Raw genomic sequence first — 15,551 nt, 5'->3', positions numbered from 1 at the left:
CGCTCCGGCCCCGGCAGGCAAGGCCGCGACGGGAAGGGCTCCGGCTCAGGCCACCTGTTCGGGCAGGCCCAGGCGGCGCAGGACGAAGCACCGCATCTCGCGCACTTCCGCGCACAGGGCCGGGTAATCAAAGCGGCTGAAGCGGCCGTCACGGTACAGGACCTCGCCCGCCACCATGGTCAGGGCCACTTCCATGCCCGTGGCCGCATAGACGGCGTGGGAGGCCGCGTTGAACAGGGGCTGCATGTTGGGCGCGGAAAGATCCAGCGCGATGCAGTCCGCGGGACGCCCCACGGCAAGGACGCCGCCGTCACCGCCCATGGCCGCCGCACCGCCTCGGGTGGCCATGTCGAGCACCGTCCGGGCGGGCATGGTCTCGGGATCGCCCGCCGCCTTGTGCAGCAGGGCGGCGCGGCCCATCTCCGTGAACATGTTGAGGCGGTTGTTGCTGGCGGCGCCGTCGCTGCCCAGGGCCAGCCGCACGCCGGCATCCAGCATGGCGGGCACCGGGGCCACCCCGGAGGCCAGCTTCATGTTGGACGAGGGATTGTGGACAACGATCACGCCGCGGCGGGCCAGCAGGGCGATCTCGTCGGCGTCCACGTCCACCACATGGGCCAGGATGGTCCCGGGACGCAGCAGCCCCAGACGGTCGGCATGGGCCACGGGGCGCAGGCCGTGCTGTTCCAGGCTCAGGGCCGTTTCCTGACGGGTCTCGGCCAGATGGATGTGCAGCGGCAGGCCCAGTTCGTCGGCCAGTTCGCGGCAGGCCGTGAGCTGCGCCGCCGTGGTGGTGTAGACGCTGTGGGGCATGACGGCCACATGCAGACGGTCATGACCGGCCCAGCGCTGCGCCATCTCCCGGGTGCAGGCCAGGGCCGCATCGGCATCCGGGCAGCAGGCCGAGGGGAAATTGAACACGCCCTCACCGGCCAGGCAGCGCAGACCGGCCTTGTCCGCCGCTTCCAGCACGGCGGCTTCGAAGATGTACATGTCCACGCAGGACGTGGTCCCGGTGCGCAGCATCTCGGCAAAGCCCAGCAGGCTGCCCAGACGCACCAGATCGGGCGTCAGGCCCTGTTCCACGGGAAAGATCTTCTGCTGCAGCCAGTCCATGAGCGGCATGTCGTCGGCCAGGCCCCGCAGGAAGGTCATGGCCGCGTGGGTGTGGGCGTTGACAAGGCCGGGCATGACGAGCATGCCGGAAAGGTCGAGGATTTCACGTGCCTGCCATGCGGCTGTCACATCCTGGCTGTAGCCTAGGGCGACGATGCGCCCGCCATCAATGGCCAGGGCGGCGTTTTCGAGGACGCGCCGGTCATCGTCCTGGGTCAGCAGGACACCGGCGTGGAGAAGCGTGTCGCAGGTTTGCATGGATGCTCCTGACGGGTTAAGGTCTGCGGACGGGAAAACAGGCGTAGTTGTATCCTCATGCTTCGGGGAGGGCAAGAATGGACGCGCTGCTGCTGCACGGTCTGGGTGGAGGGCCCGCTGATATGGATTCGCTGGCGCAAGAGCTGGCGACGATGGGCGTGGCATGCCATGCGCCCTGTCTGCCGGGGCATGGCACCGGCTGGGAGGCTTTCGTACGCAGCCACTGGAACCAGTGGAGCGCGGCGGCCCATGAGGCCTATGCCGCCCTTGCGGGCCAAAGCCCGGAGCCGCCCCTGCTGGCGGGCTATTCCCTGGGCGGCCTGCTGGCTCTGGATACGCTTTTTTGGGCCCGGGAGGCCGGGTTGCCCGCGCCCCGCTGCCTGCTGGTCTTCGCCGCGCCGCTCTACTGGTCGTCCCGCCCCGGCCGTCTGGGCGAACGGGCCCTGCGCTGGCGGCTGGCCTGGAAAGCCTGGCGACAACCTGTGGAGATCTGCTCCCCGCGCAGTGAGGCCGCGCGGGAGACCGCGCCCTGGCAGGGACACGAGCGGGTGGTCTGCTGGCGCCATATGGCCGAGATAGCCCATGAGCAGCCCCGGCTGCGGGCCCTGCTGCCCGCCTGCGATGTCCCGGTCTGTTATGTCCAGCTCTGGCATGACAGCAGCTGCCCGCGCCGCAATGCCGTGGAGTGGATCTGCACGGCGTCCCGCAGGGCCGAGACCCATGTGCTGCGCACGGTCAGCCGTCACGGCGGGCATCTGCCCCTGTCGCACAGGGAGAGCCGGGACGAGGTGGTGCGCATCGCCTGCAATTTCGTCCGGGCCGTGCTGGGAAGCTGAGGTCCGCCCCGTACAGAGAGCCTTTTCGGGATACCGGGGCGGCATCCCCGGTGATAGGAAGGGGATGCGTCTTTCTTCCCTCAGACGGGTGGAGCAGAGGAGGGGCGATCCTTTCCGAAGGCCGCTTGCGTAGGAACTTCGCTTTTCCGCCTGTCGTCTCTGTGCGGGAGCTTCCCGGGCGGGATGGCGGCCCAGGCACCGGGCTTTCCTTCAATAAAGAGACTGCACAGTCCCCGGTCGTTCAAATCGGCCCTGCGGCGGCGATTTTTTCTGAACGAAGCGCCCCTGCCGGCATGTTTTTTACCGTCACCCCTGCCGCGCGGAGGACGTTTTTCCCGCTCAGGAGAAGGGCTTGCAAGTTTTTTTGCGGCAGGATATGCTTGCGCGCTGAAAATTTGTTACCCCGGGCATCCCGCATAGAAAGCGGCCTGCCTACAGCATCCCTTTGGAGGTTCGTCTTGTTGTTTGAATCCGTTGCTTTCGCCATGGGTACCCCCCAGGCCGGCGGCGCCGCCCCCAGCGGCGGCGACATGCTGATGCAGTTTGTTCCCCTGATCCTGATGTTCGCCATCTTCTGGTTCCTGCTGATCCGTCCCCAGCAGAAGCGCGCCAAGGCCCACAAGCAGATGCTGGCCGAACTGAAGCGCGGCGACCACGTGATGACCAGCAGCGGCCTGATCGGTCGCATCATGGAAATCAGCGAAGAAGAAGTGGTCATCGAATGTGGCGATGCCAAGCTGCGCATGAGCCGCGGCGCCATCGGCGGCCTGATCGGCAAGAGCGCCGAAAAGGCTGAAGCCAAGGCCGAAGAAAAGAAGTAACATTCCGTTCTTGTTTCGGAATCGGTAATGGTTGCGGCTCCGGCGCCGCCCTGTTTGCAGGGAGGCGCCGGGCCGTGTCGGGCGGTTCTGGCTCCGGCCGGCCGCCTCTTTCCGTTTTTACGGACATCTCCATCAAGTGCGGAAGGTATCCCAATGATTGGTTTGCGCTCGCGCTTGGCCGTGGCCCTGCTCGTGTTCGGCCTGTGCCTTGTCTACGCGTTGCCCAGCGTGCCCTATATCGGGACGGCGCTGGAAAACGTCCTACCATCCAAAAAAATCAACCTTGGCCTGGACCTGAAGGGCGGCATCCACCTGACCCTGGGCGTCGACGTGGCCAAGGCTGTCAGCAACTCGCTGGCGCTGGCCGGGCAGGATATCCGCCGCCTTGCCAAGGACGAGAAGATCGTCGTGCTGCATCCCCGCGTGGTGGGCAATGACAAACTGGAATTTGCCCTGCCCCGTGTGGACGATGAAGCCAAGCTGCAGGAGATCCTGCAAAAGAATTTCCCCCAGCTGAATGTGGGCGAGCCCCGTCGTACGGAAGCCGGTCTGCGCTATGTGGCCGAATTCCGTCCCGAAGAGATCAGCCGCATCGAGGACATGGCGCTGGATCAGGCCCTGCGGACCATCCGCAACCGTATCGACCAGTTCGGTGTGGCCGAGCCCGACATCCGCAAGCAGGAAGGCAACCGCATCCAGGTGCAGCTGCCCGGTCTTTCCGACCCGCGCCGTGCCGTGCAGATCCTGGGCCAGACCGCCCATCTGGAATTCCACCTTGTCCGTGACGACGTGGATCCCAACAAGGCCGTGCTGCCCAGCGGCGTCATGGCCCTGCCCCTGCTGGAAAAAGGCCACGACGGCAGCGAGACCGCCACGCGCCTGATCGCAGTGGAAAAGGACGCCATGCTCTCCGGTGAGGACGTGGCCGATGCCCAGCCCACCTTCGAAAAGAACCGTGCCAGCGTCAGCCTGAACTTCAATAGCCGCGGCGCCACCCTGTTCGAGAACGTCACCGGCGAAAACGTGGGCCGCCGCATGGCCATCGTGCTGGACGACAAGGTCTATTCCGCCCCCGTGATCCAGCAGCGCATCGCCGGTGGCCGCGCCGTCATCACCGGCCAGTTCACCACGCAGGAAGCCACGGACCTGGCCATCGTGCTGCGTGCCGGTTCGCTGCCCGCGCCCGTGTCGGTGCTGGAAGAACGCACCGTCGGTCCTTCCCTGGGCCAGGAATCCATCGACAGCGGCATCAACGCCGCTCTGGTGGGTGCCGCCGCTGTGGTCGTGTTCATGGCCATCTACTACGGCATGAGCGGTGTCATCGCCGACATCATGCTCTGCTTCACCATGCTCATCGTCATGGCGGGCATGGCCGGCTTCGGCGCCACCCTGACCCTGCCCGGCATCGCCGGTATCGTGCTGACCATCGGTATGGCCGTGGACGCCAACGTGCTGATCTACGAGCGCATACGCGAGGAACTGCATCTGGGGCTCTCGCCCTTGGCGGCCGTCAAGGCCGGTTTCGAGCGCGCCACCATTTCCATCACCGACTCGAACCTGACCACCATCATCGCCACGGTGATCCTGTACCAGTTCGGTACGGGCCCCATCCGCGGTTTTGCGGTCACTCTGTCGCTGGGTATCGTGGCCTCCATGTTCACGGCCATTTTTGTGTCGCGGGCCATCTTTGAATACTGGGCGCGCAAGTGCGGCCCCAAGGGCATCAGCATCTAGGCTGGCCGGGAGAGAATCATGGCTTTCGCATTCATCAAGCATGACACCAAGATAGATTTTATCGGCAAGCGCCACATCGCCTACGCCATCTCGATCCTGCTGCTTCTGGTGGGTCTGGGCTCGGCGCTGTGGGGCAATGGCCTGCGCATGGGCATCGACTTCGCCGGCGGCGTCATCGTGCAGGTGCAGTTCGCCCAGCCTGTGGAAGACGAAGTACTGAAGAAGAGCCTGGATGTGCCCGAACTGCCGGGCATCAGCACCCAGCGCTTCGGTGAGGGCACGCGCGACTACCTGCTGCGCTTTTCCTCTGCCGAGAACACCGATGCCGCGGCGCTGCGCACCAACGTGCTGACCGCCCTGGCCAAGGCCTTCCCCGGCAATGACGTGGAGATCCAGCGCCTTGAGATGGTGGGCCCCAAGGTCGGTGACGACCTGACCAACAAGGCCTTGGGCGCCCTGTATTACGCGACCCTGCTCATCGCCGTGTACATCTCCGGCCGCTTCGAACAGCGCTGGATGGCCGGTGTGGCCATGGCTGCCGTCCTTTGGGGCGGCATGTACCTGGCCGGCCTCACGGGCCTGAGCATGGGCTGGCTGGTGCTGGTGGCCCTGGGCATCACCCTGGTGGTCTGCTTCGTCCTCAAGCTCAACTTCGCTCTGGGCGCCCTGGTGGGCCTCATCCATGACGTTTTCATCACGGTGGGCCTGCTGTCGCTCATGGGCGTGGAGATCGACCTCAACGTCATGGCGGCCCTGCTGACCCTGGTGGGTTACTCGCTCAACGACACCATCATCGTCTATGACCGGCTGCGCGAAAACCTGCGTGCCGCGCCCAAGCAGCCCCTGGACGCCCTCATCAACCGCAGCGTCAACCAGACCCTGTCCCGTACCATCCTGACCAGTGGTACCACCTTTGTGGCGACCCTGGCCCTGTACCTGCTGGGTGGCGGCGTGATCCACGACTTTGCCCTGACCATGCTCATCGGCGTGTTCGTGGGTACGGCGTCGTCCATCTATGTGTCCTCGGCCGTTCTGCTGGCCCTGGGCGACACGGAATTCTACGTGCACCAGCAGGAGCGCCCCGTGTACGAAAAGCCCGGTGAGCACGGCATCGTCTAGTTGCTCCAGCCACACCGGATGGTGATTCACGGCCGGGAGGGACGTTGGTCCTTCCCGGCTTTTTTTGTGCGCTCCCGCCTGCCGGAGCCTGCGCCCGCAAGAGCGCGGCCGGTCTGCACAAGAAGGCCCTGCCGGACAGGGGCCGGTCGTCTGGAAGCGGCCCCTGGCCGACGGGAGGGCCCCGGCAGGTCATTGTCCCCGGCTGGCCCGGTTGAGCGCCGGGGAATATTTTTTGTGTGACGGTTTCTTGACACCGGGCAAGAACGTCTTACCTATTGGCAAGAAGACCCGATTGGGGGAGAGCATCATGGCAGTAGAATACAAGGATTATTACAAACTTCTGGGCGTGGAGCGTTCCGCCGGTGCGGACGAGATCGCCAGAGCCTACAAGAAGCTGGCCCGCAAGTACCACCCGGACCTGAATCCGGGCAACAAGCAGGCCGAAGACAAATTCAAGGATATCAACGAAGCCTACGAAGTGCTCAAAGACCCTGAAAAGCGGCGTATGTACGATCAGCTCGGCCCCAACTGGCAGCATGGCCAGCAGTTCCAGGGCGCTCCGGGCTTTGAAAATATGCACTTCAACTTCAACGGCCAGAACTTCGACGGTGCAGGCTTCTCGGACTTTTTCGAGACCCTGTTCGGCGGGCGCGGCAGCCGTTTCGGCGGTGATCCGTTCGGCGGTTTCCGTCAGCAGCAGCCGCGTCGCGGCCGTGACGTGGAGGCCGAACTGCCCCTGACGCTGGAAGAAGTGGCCCGCGGCGGCCGCCGCAGCGTGAACCTGCAGACGGCCTTCGGCCCCAAGACGCTGGAAGTGAACGTGCCTTCCGGCATCCGCGAAGGCGCCAAGCTGCGTCTGGGCGGACAGGGCGAGCCCGCTCCCGGCGGTGCGCCCGGCGATTTGTTCCTGCGGGTGCGTTATCTGCCGCATTCCGTGTTCAAGGTGGACGGCGACAACCTGCAGTGCGACGTGGTCCTGGCCCCGTGGGAAGCGGCCCTGGGCGCCCGGGTGCCCGTGCCCACCCTGGAAGGGCAGGTGGAGATGAACATCCCCGCCGGTTCGTCCTCGGGGCGCAAGTTCCGCCTGCGCGGCAAGGGACTTGGTTCGGCACAGCATCGCGGCGACCTGCTGGCCCGCGTGATGATCCGGGTGCCTGAGCAGCTTTCGGATGAAGAGAAGGCCCTGTGGCAGCAGCTGGCGGACAAGTCGTCCTTCCGGGCCCGCGGCTAGGATGGAGGTTGTGATATGAGCACGTCTGACAGAGACGACATGACCACCGTGGTCATGGCGTGCGAAGAATTCATGGCAAGCACCGGCATCGCGCCCGAGCGGCTGCGTGAGCTGCTGGCCCTGGGCTGGCTGGAAAGCCGCACGGAAGGCTCCGACCAGTTCTTCCGGGATGCGGACATCTACCGTGTGCGCAAACTGGAACGCATCTGCTGCGACTTTGAGCTGCCCGTGGTGGGCGGCACCATCATCGTGGACCTGCTGGAGCGCATCGACGCTCTGGAGCACAAGGTGCGCGAACTGCAGGGATTGGAAGACTGATCCCCTGTGCCGGGAAGCCCGCGGATACGGATCCGTCGCGGCGGCCCGCAGACCCCACCCGGCCTTGCGCCGCCGCCCGGACACTCCGGGCCCTCTGGAGCCCGCCTCCGTCCGCCTGCGCAGCCCGCGCACAAAAAAATCGATTTTGCTTACCTTCCGCCGTGGGGCGGCCCGTGTGCGCACGGGCCCCGTCCATAGCGGCATCGTGGAGGATATATGGACATCAACAAATTCACGGAAAAAGCCCGCGAGGCCGTGACCCAGGCGCAAAGCATCGCCGTGGGCATGGGCCATCAGGATATCGACAGCGAGCATCTGGCGCTGGCCCTGATCCGTCAGGAACAGGGCATCGTGCCCCGCATCCTGGATCAGATGGGCGTGCAGACCGCCGCTCTGGCCGTAGCCGTGGAGGAAAAACTGCGCAAGCGTCCCTCCGTCTCCGGCGGCGGCATGGACCCCAACCGCATCTCCATCACCCAGCGTCTGGCCAAGGTGCTGGGCGACGCCGAAAACGAATCCCGGCGCATGAAGGACGAATACGTCAGCGTGGACCATCTGTTCGCCGCGCTGGCCGAGAATGCGCCCGGCACGCCGCTGGGCGAGGTCTTCAAGGAATACAACATCAGCCGTGCCAGTTTCGGCCAGGCCATGGAGAGCCTGCGCGGCGGTGCGCGGGTGACCAGCCCCAACCCCGAAGATACGGTGGAGGCCCTGAGCAAGTACGCCCGTGACCTGGTGGAAGCCGCCCGTCAGGGCAAGATGGACCCGGTCATCGGCCGTGATGCCGAGATCCGCCGTGTGGTGCGCATCCTGTCCCGTCGTACCAAGAACAACCCCGTGCTCATCGGTGAGGCCGGGGTGGGCAAGACGGCCATCGTGGAAGGCCTGGCCTTCCGTATCGTCAAGGGCGACGTGCCCGAGGGCCTGCGCGGTCACAAGCTCTACGCCCTGGACATGGGCGCGCTGATCGCCGGTGCCAAGTACCGCGGCGAGTTCGAGGAACGCCTCAAGGCCGTGCTCAATGAAGTGGAGAAGAGCGAAGGCAAGATCATCCTCTTCATCGACGAGCTGCACACCATCGTGGGCGCTGGCAAGACCGAAGGCTCCATGGACGCGGGCAACCTGCTCAAGCCCATGCTGGCCCGTGGCGAACTGCACTGCATCGGCGCCACCACCCTGGACGAGTACCGCAAGTACATCGAGAAGGACCCGGCCCTGGAACGCCGTTTCCAGCCCGTGCTGGTGGACGAGCCCACGGTGGAGGACGCCATCTCCATCCTGCGTGGCCTGAAGGAACGTTTTGAGGTCCACCACGGCGTGCGTATCAGCGACTCCGCCATCGTGGAGGCCGTGACCCTGTCGCACCGCTACATCACGGACCGTCAGCTGCCGGACAAGGCCATCGACCTCATCGACGAGGCCGCGGCCCTGATCCGTACCGAGATCGACTCCCTGCCGTCCGACCTGGACGAGGTGAACCGCAAGGTCATGCAGCTGGAGATCGAGCGCGAGGCCCTGCGCCGCGAGACCGACGCCGCCTCCCGTGACCGTCTGGAAAAGCTGGAAAGCGAACTGGGCGAGCTGCGGGTGCAGCAGGGCGAATTGCGCCAGCAGTGGGAAAAGGAAAAGAACGCCATCGACAGCGTGCGCGGCATCAAGGAAAAGATCGAGCAGACCAAGCTGGCCATCGAGCAGGCCGAACGGGCCTATGACCTCAACAAGGCCGCCGAGCTCAAGTACTCCACCTTGCTGGCCCTGGAAAAGCAGCTGGCCGATGCCTCCGCTGCCGCCGGTGCCGACGGACCGCGCCTGCTCAAGGAAGAAGTACGTCCCGACGACGTGGCCGAGATCGTGGCCAAGTGGACCGGCATCCCGGTGACCCGGCTCATGGAATCCGAACGCGAAAAGCTGCTGCATCTGGCCGATCAGCTGCACAAGCGTGTGGTGGGCCAGGACGAAGCCGTGCAGGCCGTGGCCGACGCCGTGCTGCGTGCCCGTGCCGGTCTGTCCGACCCCTCGCGTCCCACGGGTTCGTTCATCTTCCTGGGCCCCACGGGCGTGGGCAAGACCGAACTGTGCAAGACCCTGGCCGAGGCCCTGTTCGATACCGAGGACAACATGGTGCGTCTGGACATGAGCGAGTACATGGAAAAGCACTCCGTGTCCCGCCTCATCGGTGCGCCTCCAGGATATGTGGGCTATGACGAAGGCGGTCAGCTCACCGAGGCCGTGCGCCGCAAGCCGTACTCCGTGGTGCTGTTCGACGAGATCGAAAAAGCCCATCCCGACGTCTTCAACACCCTGTTGCAGCTGCTGGACGATGGCCGTCTGACCGACAGTCAGGGCCGTACCGTGGACTTCCGCAACTGCATCGTCATCATGACGTCCAACATCGGTTCGCCGCATCTGCTGGACGGCATCGGTGAGGACGGCAGCCTGAAGGAAGGCGCCCGTGATGCGGTGATGGAAGAGCTGCGCCGCCACTTCCGGCCGGAATTCCTGAACCGTGTGGACGAGACTGTGCTCTTCCTGCCCCTGCGGCGTGACCAGGTGACGCGCATCGTGGACCTGCAGATGGATCGCCTGCGCAAGCGTCTGGAAGAACGCAAGATCACGCTGGGCATTACGGATGCCGCCCGCGAGTTCATCGCCGGCGAAGCCTACGATCCCGTGTATGGCGCCCGTCCGCTCAAGCGCTACGTGCAGCAGTACGTGGAAACGCCTCTGGCCCGTGAGCTGGTCAGCGGCCGCATCCTGGATGGTCAGGCTGTCCAGATTGATGTGCGCGATGGCGAACTGGTCTTCCAGAACGCCTGAGCCTGAAAAAAATGCTCCGGCATGGCTGTCTGCCAGCCTGCCGGGATGATCCCGCACAGCAAAGGCGGCCCTTCGGGGCCGCCTTTTTCGTATCGCCATGATTCCAAAAGGCAGCTTTTGCCAAAAGCATTCCCCTTTGTCCGGGACAGCCGTCTTCCTGCCGGGGACCTGCGGCCGCGTGTCTGCTCCCGGCCCCTATCCTGCCTGCCATCCTTCAGAATAAAAGTTTTCGGGTAGGGAAGGGGGAGCTCGAGGGGGAAGGGGAGGCCTTTTTCAAAAGGTCCTCCCCTTCCCCCTCGTATCCATCAGCTTGCCCTTTGCGGGCTGAGGGGCTATTTTCTTTCCATCTTTTTTGCAAGGAGCCACCATGTTGCAGACAGCCGCCCTTATTCTGGCCGCGGGCAAGGGCACCCGCATGCATTCCGACAAACCCAAAGTATTGCAGACCGTTCTGGGCGAACCCATGCTGCGCTACGTGCTGGAAGCCGTCCGCCCCGTGTTCGATGGGCGTGTGCTGGTGGTGGTGGGCCATCAGGCGGGCATGGTGGAGGCTGCCTTCCCGGAGGCTTCCTTCGTGCACCAGGAACAGCAGCTGGGCACGGGCCATGCGCTGATGCAGGCCATGCCCGCGCTGGAAGGGCAGTGCGAGCGCGTGCTGGTGGTCAACGGCGATACGCCGCTGCTCTCCGAGGACGTGGTGCGTCATTTCGTGGAGGCCTCGGAAGGGGCTGATCTGGCCTTTGCCACCATCGAGCTGGACGATCCCGCCGCCTATGGCCGGGTGGTGCGTGCCGCCGACGGCAGCGTGCGGGCCATCGTGGAGGCCAAGGACTATGATCCCGCGCTGTACGGGCCCGAACCGCATGAGGTCAATGCGGGCATGTACTGCGTGCGTCTGGACCTAGCTGTCCGTCTGCTGCCGCGCATCGGCAATGCCAACAAGAGCGGCGAATACTACATCACCGATCTCATCTCCCTGGCTGTGGCCGAAGGCTGCAAGGTGCAGGGTGTGCAGTGCGGCCGGGACGAGAGCCTGATGGGCGTCAATTCGCCTCTGGAACTTTCCCGCAGCGAAGAATTTTTGCGTGAACGTGTGGTGGACGGCCTGCTGCGTTCCGGCGTGATGCTGCATGCGCCCGCGCTGGTACGGATCAGCCCGCTGGCCACGGTGGAGCCGGGTGCGCAGATCACGGGCCCGTGCGAGATCTACGGCCGCAGCGTGGTGCGTCGGGGCGCCCGTATCGACTCCCATTGCGTGATGCGCGATACCGTCATCGAGGCCGGGGCGGAGATCCGCTCCTTTTGCCATTTCGAGGATGCCCATGTGGGCGAGGCCGCCCTGGTGGGGCCCTATGCCCGTCTGCGGCCCGGCGCCGTGCTGGAAGAAGCCTCGCATGTGGGCAACTTCGTGGAGCTCAAAAAATCCCGTCTGGGCAAGGGCGCCAAAGCCAATCACCTGACCTATCTGGGGGATTCCGAGATCGGCGCGGGCACCAATATCGGTGCGGGCACCATCACCTGCAACTATGACGGCAAGCACAAGTTCAAGACCACCATCGGCGAAGGGGCCTTTATCGGCAGCAATACGGCCCTGGTGGCTCCGGTGCGTGTGGGCGACGGCGCGCTGATCGGGGCGGGCTCGGTCATCACCAAGAACGTGCCCGATGGCGAGATGGGCATCGCCCGCGGCCGGCAGAAGAACCTGCCGCGCAAATCCATCTAGCTCCTTTGGGAGCATGAAAAGCGCCACCAGAAACTTTTCCGCTGCAGGCAAGACTGCCCGGCCATGCCGTGGCGTCAGTCAGGCTCTATCCGTCTGATTCTTCCTGCCCGGCGGGAGAGTTCCAGGCAAAAAATCCTTTGGGGGAGGCCCGGTGCCTCCCTCTTTTTTTCTGATATGCAGGAAAAGTTTTTTCTTTTTCCAGAAAAGGAAATTTCGTTGAATAGCAAGGAAAAACAGTTGATTATCTTTGCATGAAATCGTGATTTGCCGCATGGGCCGCCTTGCCATCGGCATGGGGCAGTGCTATACCCAGAATCATGGAAGCACTAGAGCAACTTGAAACGCAGGTACTGGCCCTTTTGGAGCAGAAAGCCCAGCTTCTGGCGGAGACTCGTCGTCTCCACTCCGAACTTGAGGCCACTATCGCCGCGAAGATGTCTTTGGAAGAAGAAAACCGCGAACTGCGCGAGAACCTGAACAAAGAAGAACAGGTGCGGGGCGATGCCATCAACCGCATGGATGCTCTGCTGAGACTTATCCAGGAGCATGAAAGCGCCGAGTAGGTTTTCGAGTGAGTCAAGAACACTTTAACCTTACCGTTCTTGGTACTGCGGTCACATTCCGCCACAGTGCCGATATGGAGCGTGTGCGTGAGGCCATCGCTCTTGTGGAAGAACGGTTTGCAGACCAGAAACTGAGGTCACACGGTATGCAGAGTAACAAAGATATTCTGCTGACTGTTCTGGCTCTTGGTCTGGCGGATGATTTGTTGCAATCGCAAAAAAAGCTGGACGATGTGCAGAATCGCATCGAGACCATGCTTTCAAAGATAAAAGAAGAGTCCGTTTAAGTCATCAATGACAGCATATTTCCCTGGAGTGTGCGTGATTTATGACTCGGTGCTGACCTTACAAGCATAAAATCGGGAGCTGTCCCTGCTTTTTGTGAGCACGCCCGTTTACGGGAAGCCTGTAGAAAAGTACACGGCCCCCCCCTGGGAAACCAGGTTCTGCATCGAAGTCATGACACGGCGCTCTGGGGATTTTTTTCTGTCCTGCACCGTACTCCTTGCACGCTTCGGCGTGGTCTTTGCCTGCAGCCATCCTTATGCCGTTTTTGCGGTCAGAAGCCAGCCCTCCGCCAGTAGACCTCGTGCGGAGGCTGGCTTCCGCCATTTATGATACCCGGGTGATTCCCGTTGATTATAGAGGATGGTTATGGATTTTATGGATATTGTATGGCTGGCCCTGGCCGCTGTGGTCGGCCTGCTGGTCGGTGCGCTGGTGCACAAAAGTGTGACCACCAAGCGCATCGGCGATGCTGACGAGCTGGCCAAACGCATTGTGGAAGAAGCGCGCAAGGAGGCCCAGGCGCAAAAAAAGGAAATCCTCATCCAGGGGCAGGATGACCTTTTTAACCAGAAGCGAGAGCTGGAAAACGAATTCAAGGAGCGCGAGCGCGAAGTCAAACTGCGTGAACGCAAGCTTGAAGAGATGGGCGGCCGGTTGGAAGAAAAACTGGAAAAAGCCACCGCCAAGGAGCATGAGCTCCTCGCCGCTGAAAAGGATCTGGCCCGCAAGGAACGCCAGCTGGCCGAGTCGGAAGAGTTCCTGCAGACGCGCATCGATGAAGAAGAGCAGCGTCTTTCCGAGATCGCCGGCCTGACGGCGGAAGAAGCCAAGGCCCGTCTGTTTGCCGAGGTGGAGGCCAAGACCCGCCACGAATCGGCCAAGATGATCCGCCAGATCGAGACGGAAGCCAAGGAGACCGCCGACCGCAAGGCCAAGGAGATCCTGTGCAACGTCATCCAGCGTTATGCCGGCGACTACGTCAACGAGCAGACCGTCACGGCGGTTTCCCTGCCCAGCGAGGATATGAAAGGACGCATCATCGGTCGTGAAGGGCGCAACATCCGTGCGCTGGAAGCCGCGACCGGTGTGGACCTCATCATCGACGACACGCCGGAGACCGTCATCCTGTCCGCCTACAGCCCCCTGCGTCGTCAGGTGGCCAAGATGGCTTTGGAACGTCTGATCCAGGATGGCCGCATCCATCCCGCCCGCATTGAGGACATCGTCCAGAAATGTGAACAGGAACTGGATGCTCAGGTGCGCGAAGTGGGCGAACAGGCCACGTTCGATGCCGGGGTCCACGGCATCCATCCCGAGATCATCCGCCTGCTGGGGCAGCTGCGCTACCGTACGTCCTTCACCCAGAACGTGCTGCAGCATTCCCTGGAGGTCTCCGCCCTGTGCGGCATGATGGCCGCGGAGCTGGGCATGGATGTCAAAAAGGCCAAGCGTGCCGGTCTGCTGCATGATATCGGCAAGGCCGTCGACCATGAGGTCGAAGGGCCCCATGCCCTCATTGGCGCCGATATCGCCAAAAAGTATAACGAAGGCAAGGACATCGTCCACGCCATCGCCGCGCACCATGAGGATCAGCGCCCCTCGACGGCTCTGGCCGTGCTGGTGCAGGCGGCTGACTCCATCTCCGGTGCCCGTCCCGGCGCCCGCAAGGAACTGCTGGAGAACTACGTCAAACGTCTGGAAGAACTGGAAGGCATCGCCACCAGCTTCGAGGGCGTGTCCAAGGCGTACGCTATCCAGGCGGGCCGCGAGATCCGTGTCATGGTCAATCCCGACAATGTGGATGACGATGCCACCTATCTGCTGTGCAAGGACATCGCGGAAAAGATCGAAAAGAATCTGACCTACCCGGGCCAGATCCGAGTGACGGTCATCCGCGAACGCCGTGCCATGGGCTTTGCCAAGTAGAGCAGAGCGAGCAGGTGCATATTCAGGGCGGTCACTTCGGTGGCCGCCTTTTTTGTTGTACGAATAAATCCCTGTTTGGTGGCTGTCTGATGCTCGAAGGCTCTTCGCTCCCGGGTATGGGGCTTCTGTCCGGTGCTGCTGAAAGATGACGGGCTTCTGTGTTTTCTCCGTACTGCAGGGTTGCTCCCCGGCAGCCTACGAAAACCTTCTCTCCCAGAGTGAAAATCCCAAAAGGAATTCCTGTCGTGCCTTATCTCGCAGGCTTGCCGTTCAAAGCTGCCGAAGGCTCTTGTTAGAGAGGGGGAAGGGATTACCAGGGCCGCAGGGGAGGCATGCATCTCTCTCCTGCTGTTTCTGGCGTTGCACTGGAACACGAATGAAATCTGGATGGCCGCTATCTTCCTGGTAAAGGGATAAGGCAGTGTCATATGCCCTGGTATGTTTGTGTCACAGGGAAAAGTAGGGAAAACGGTAGGAAGCAGAGATTGTTGAAAGCAGGCAGATCGGTGATTCCTTCCGCTCTCAATGGGAGACCTTGCGCGTGAGGAAAACTGATAGCTTGCAAAAAAATAAAACATTTTTCTGTGTCTTTTCGGTATGTTGATTGAATAATCAGTCAGCAGGGAGCAAAACCATAAATTTTTTTGCGGAAAAATGCTTGACGGTGGAGTTGAAAAGGCGCATAAAGCCGTTCGCGCCAACGAGCTGGCCACGTCCGAAAGGACGACGGAAAAAGAAATTTTTCCGGATGGCAAAAAAGTTCTTGACGCGGGTTTGAAAATGAGACATAAGTCTCCCTCG

General features: G+C 62.7%; 13 protein-coding genes and 1 other RNA gene. 12 read left to right on the top strand and 2 right to left on the bottom strand.

From position 1 onward, the window contains the following. Positions 1-45: 45 nt before the first annotated feature. Entirely contained in the window at positions 46-1,374 is a 1,329-nt protein-coding gene (locus ACQRCJ_RS05310) for an amidohydrolase (protein WP_303931307.1), read from the bottom strand. 77 nt (positions 1,375-1,451) lie between these two features. Between ACQRCJ_RS05310 and ACQRCJ_RS05305 the strand changes: the two genes are divergently transcribed. From ACQRCJ_RS05305 to rny, 12 genes are all read left to right on the top strand, one after another. Continuing rightward, positions 1,452-2,210 carry an alpha/beta hydrolase gene (locus tag ACQRCJ_RS05305; protein WP_168934879.1) on the top strand — a complete coding sequence of 253 codons (759 nt, stop codon included), beginning with the start codon at positions 1,452-1,454 and terminating at the stop codon, positions 2,208-2,210. A gap of 485 nt (positions 2,211-2,695) precedes the next feature. Next, complete coding sequence (gene yajC, locus ACQRCJ_RS05300) at positions 2,696-3,031, top strand: preprotein translocase subunit YajC (protein WP_006004428.1); 336 nt, start codon at positions 2,696-2,698, stop codon at positions 3,029-3,031. A gap of 153 nt (positions 3,032-3,184) precedes the next feature. Further along, positions 3,185-4,765, top strand: coding sequence for a protein translocase subunit SecD (gene secD / locus ACQRCJ_RS05295; RefSeq protein WP_168934882.1), 1,581 nt, complete (start codon positions 3,185-3,187; stop codon positions 4,763-4,765). 18 nt (positions 4,766-4,783) lie between these two features. Further along, positions 4,784-5,884: a protein translocase subunit SecF gene (secF, locus tag ACQRCJ_RS05290; RefSeq protein WP_168934883.1), complete on the top strand. Its 1,101-nt coding sequence runs from the start codon at positions 4,784-4,786 to the stop codon at positions 5,882-5,884. A gap of 307 nt (positions 5,885-6,191) precedes the next feature. Next, positions 6,192-7,115, top strand: a complete 924-nt coding sequence (locus ACQRCJ_RS05285; RefSeq protein ID WP_168934884.1) for a J domain-containing protein — start codon at positions 6,192-6,194, stop codon at positions 7,113-7,115. Positions 7,116-7,130: 15 nt separating this feature from the next. Then, positions 7,131-7,433 carry a chaperone modulator CbpM gene (locus ACQRCJ_RS05280; RefSeq protein WP_168934885.1) on the top strand — a complete coding sequence of 101 codons (303 nt, stop codon included), beginning with the start codon at positions 7,131-7,133 and terminating at the stop codon, positions 7,431-7,433. 216 nt (positions 7,434-7,649) lie between these two features. Then, positions 7,650-10,250 (top strand): ATP-dependent chaperone ClpB, encoded by a 2,601-nt coding sequence (clpB, locus tag ACQRCJ_RS05275; RefSeq protein ID WP_204625286.1) that lies wholly within the window; start codon positions 7,650-7,652, stop codon positions 10,248-10,250. Positions 10,251-10,617: 367 nt separating this feature from the next. Next, the gene (glmU, locus tag ACQRCJ_RS05270) at positions 10,618-11,973 is read left to right on the top strand and encodes a bifunctional UDP-N-acetylglucosamine diphosphorylase/glucosamine-1-phosphate N-acetyltransferase GlmU (RefSeq protein WP_427799446.1); all 1,356 of its coding nucleotides are present in this window, start codon (positions 10,618-10,620) and stop codon (positions 11,971-11,973) included. A gap of 317 nt (positions 11,974-12,290) precedes the next feature. Further along, positions 12,291-12,536 carry a DUF904 domain-containing protein gene (locus tag ACQRCJ_RS05265; RefSeq protein ID WP_081446796.1) on the top strand — a complete coding sequence of 82 codons (246 nt, stop codon included), beginning with the start codon at positions 12,291-12,293 and terminating at the stop codon, positions 12,534-12,536. 8 nt (positions 12,537-12,544) lie between these two features. Further along, entirely contained in the window at positions 12,545-12,823 is a 279-nt protein-coding gene (gene zapA, locus ACQRCJ_RS05260) for a cell division protein ZapA (RefSeq protein ID WP_168934888.1), read from the top strand. A gap of 17 nt (positions 12,824-12,840) precedes the next feature. Beyond that, positions 12,841-13,019, top strand: a non-coding RNA gene (ssrS, locus tag ACQRCJ_RS05255) — 6S RNA. Positions 13,020-13,190: 171 nt separating this feature from the next. Continuing rightward, positions 13,191-14,750, top strand: coding sequence for a ribonuclease Y (gene rny, locus ACQRCJ_RS05250; protein WP_168934889.1), 1,560 nt, complete (start codon positions 13,191-13,193; stop codon positions 14,748-14,750). Positions 14,751-15,362: 612 nt separating this feature from the next. Here the strand turns inward: rny and ACQRCJ_RS05245 are convergent. After that, a partial coding sequence (locus ACQRCJ_RS05245; RefSeq protein WP_427799445.1) for a hypothetical protein occupies positions 15,363-15,551 on the bottom strand: 189 nt, incomplete at its 5' end.

The organism is Desulfovibrio sp. SGI.102 (assembly GCF_050314315.1).
Classification (GTDB): Bacteria; Desulfobacterota; Desulfovibrionia; order Desulfovibrionales; family Desulfovibrionaceae; genus Desulfovibrio.
The sequence above is the reverse complement of the archived record's forward strand: the minus strand, read 5'-3'. Positions and strand labels throughout refer to the sequence as shown.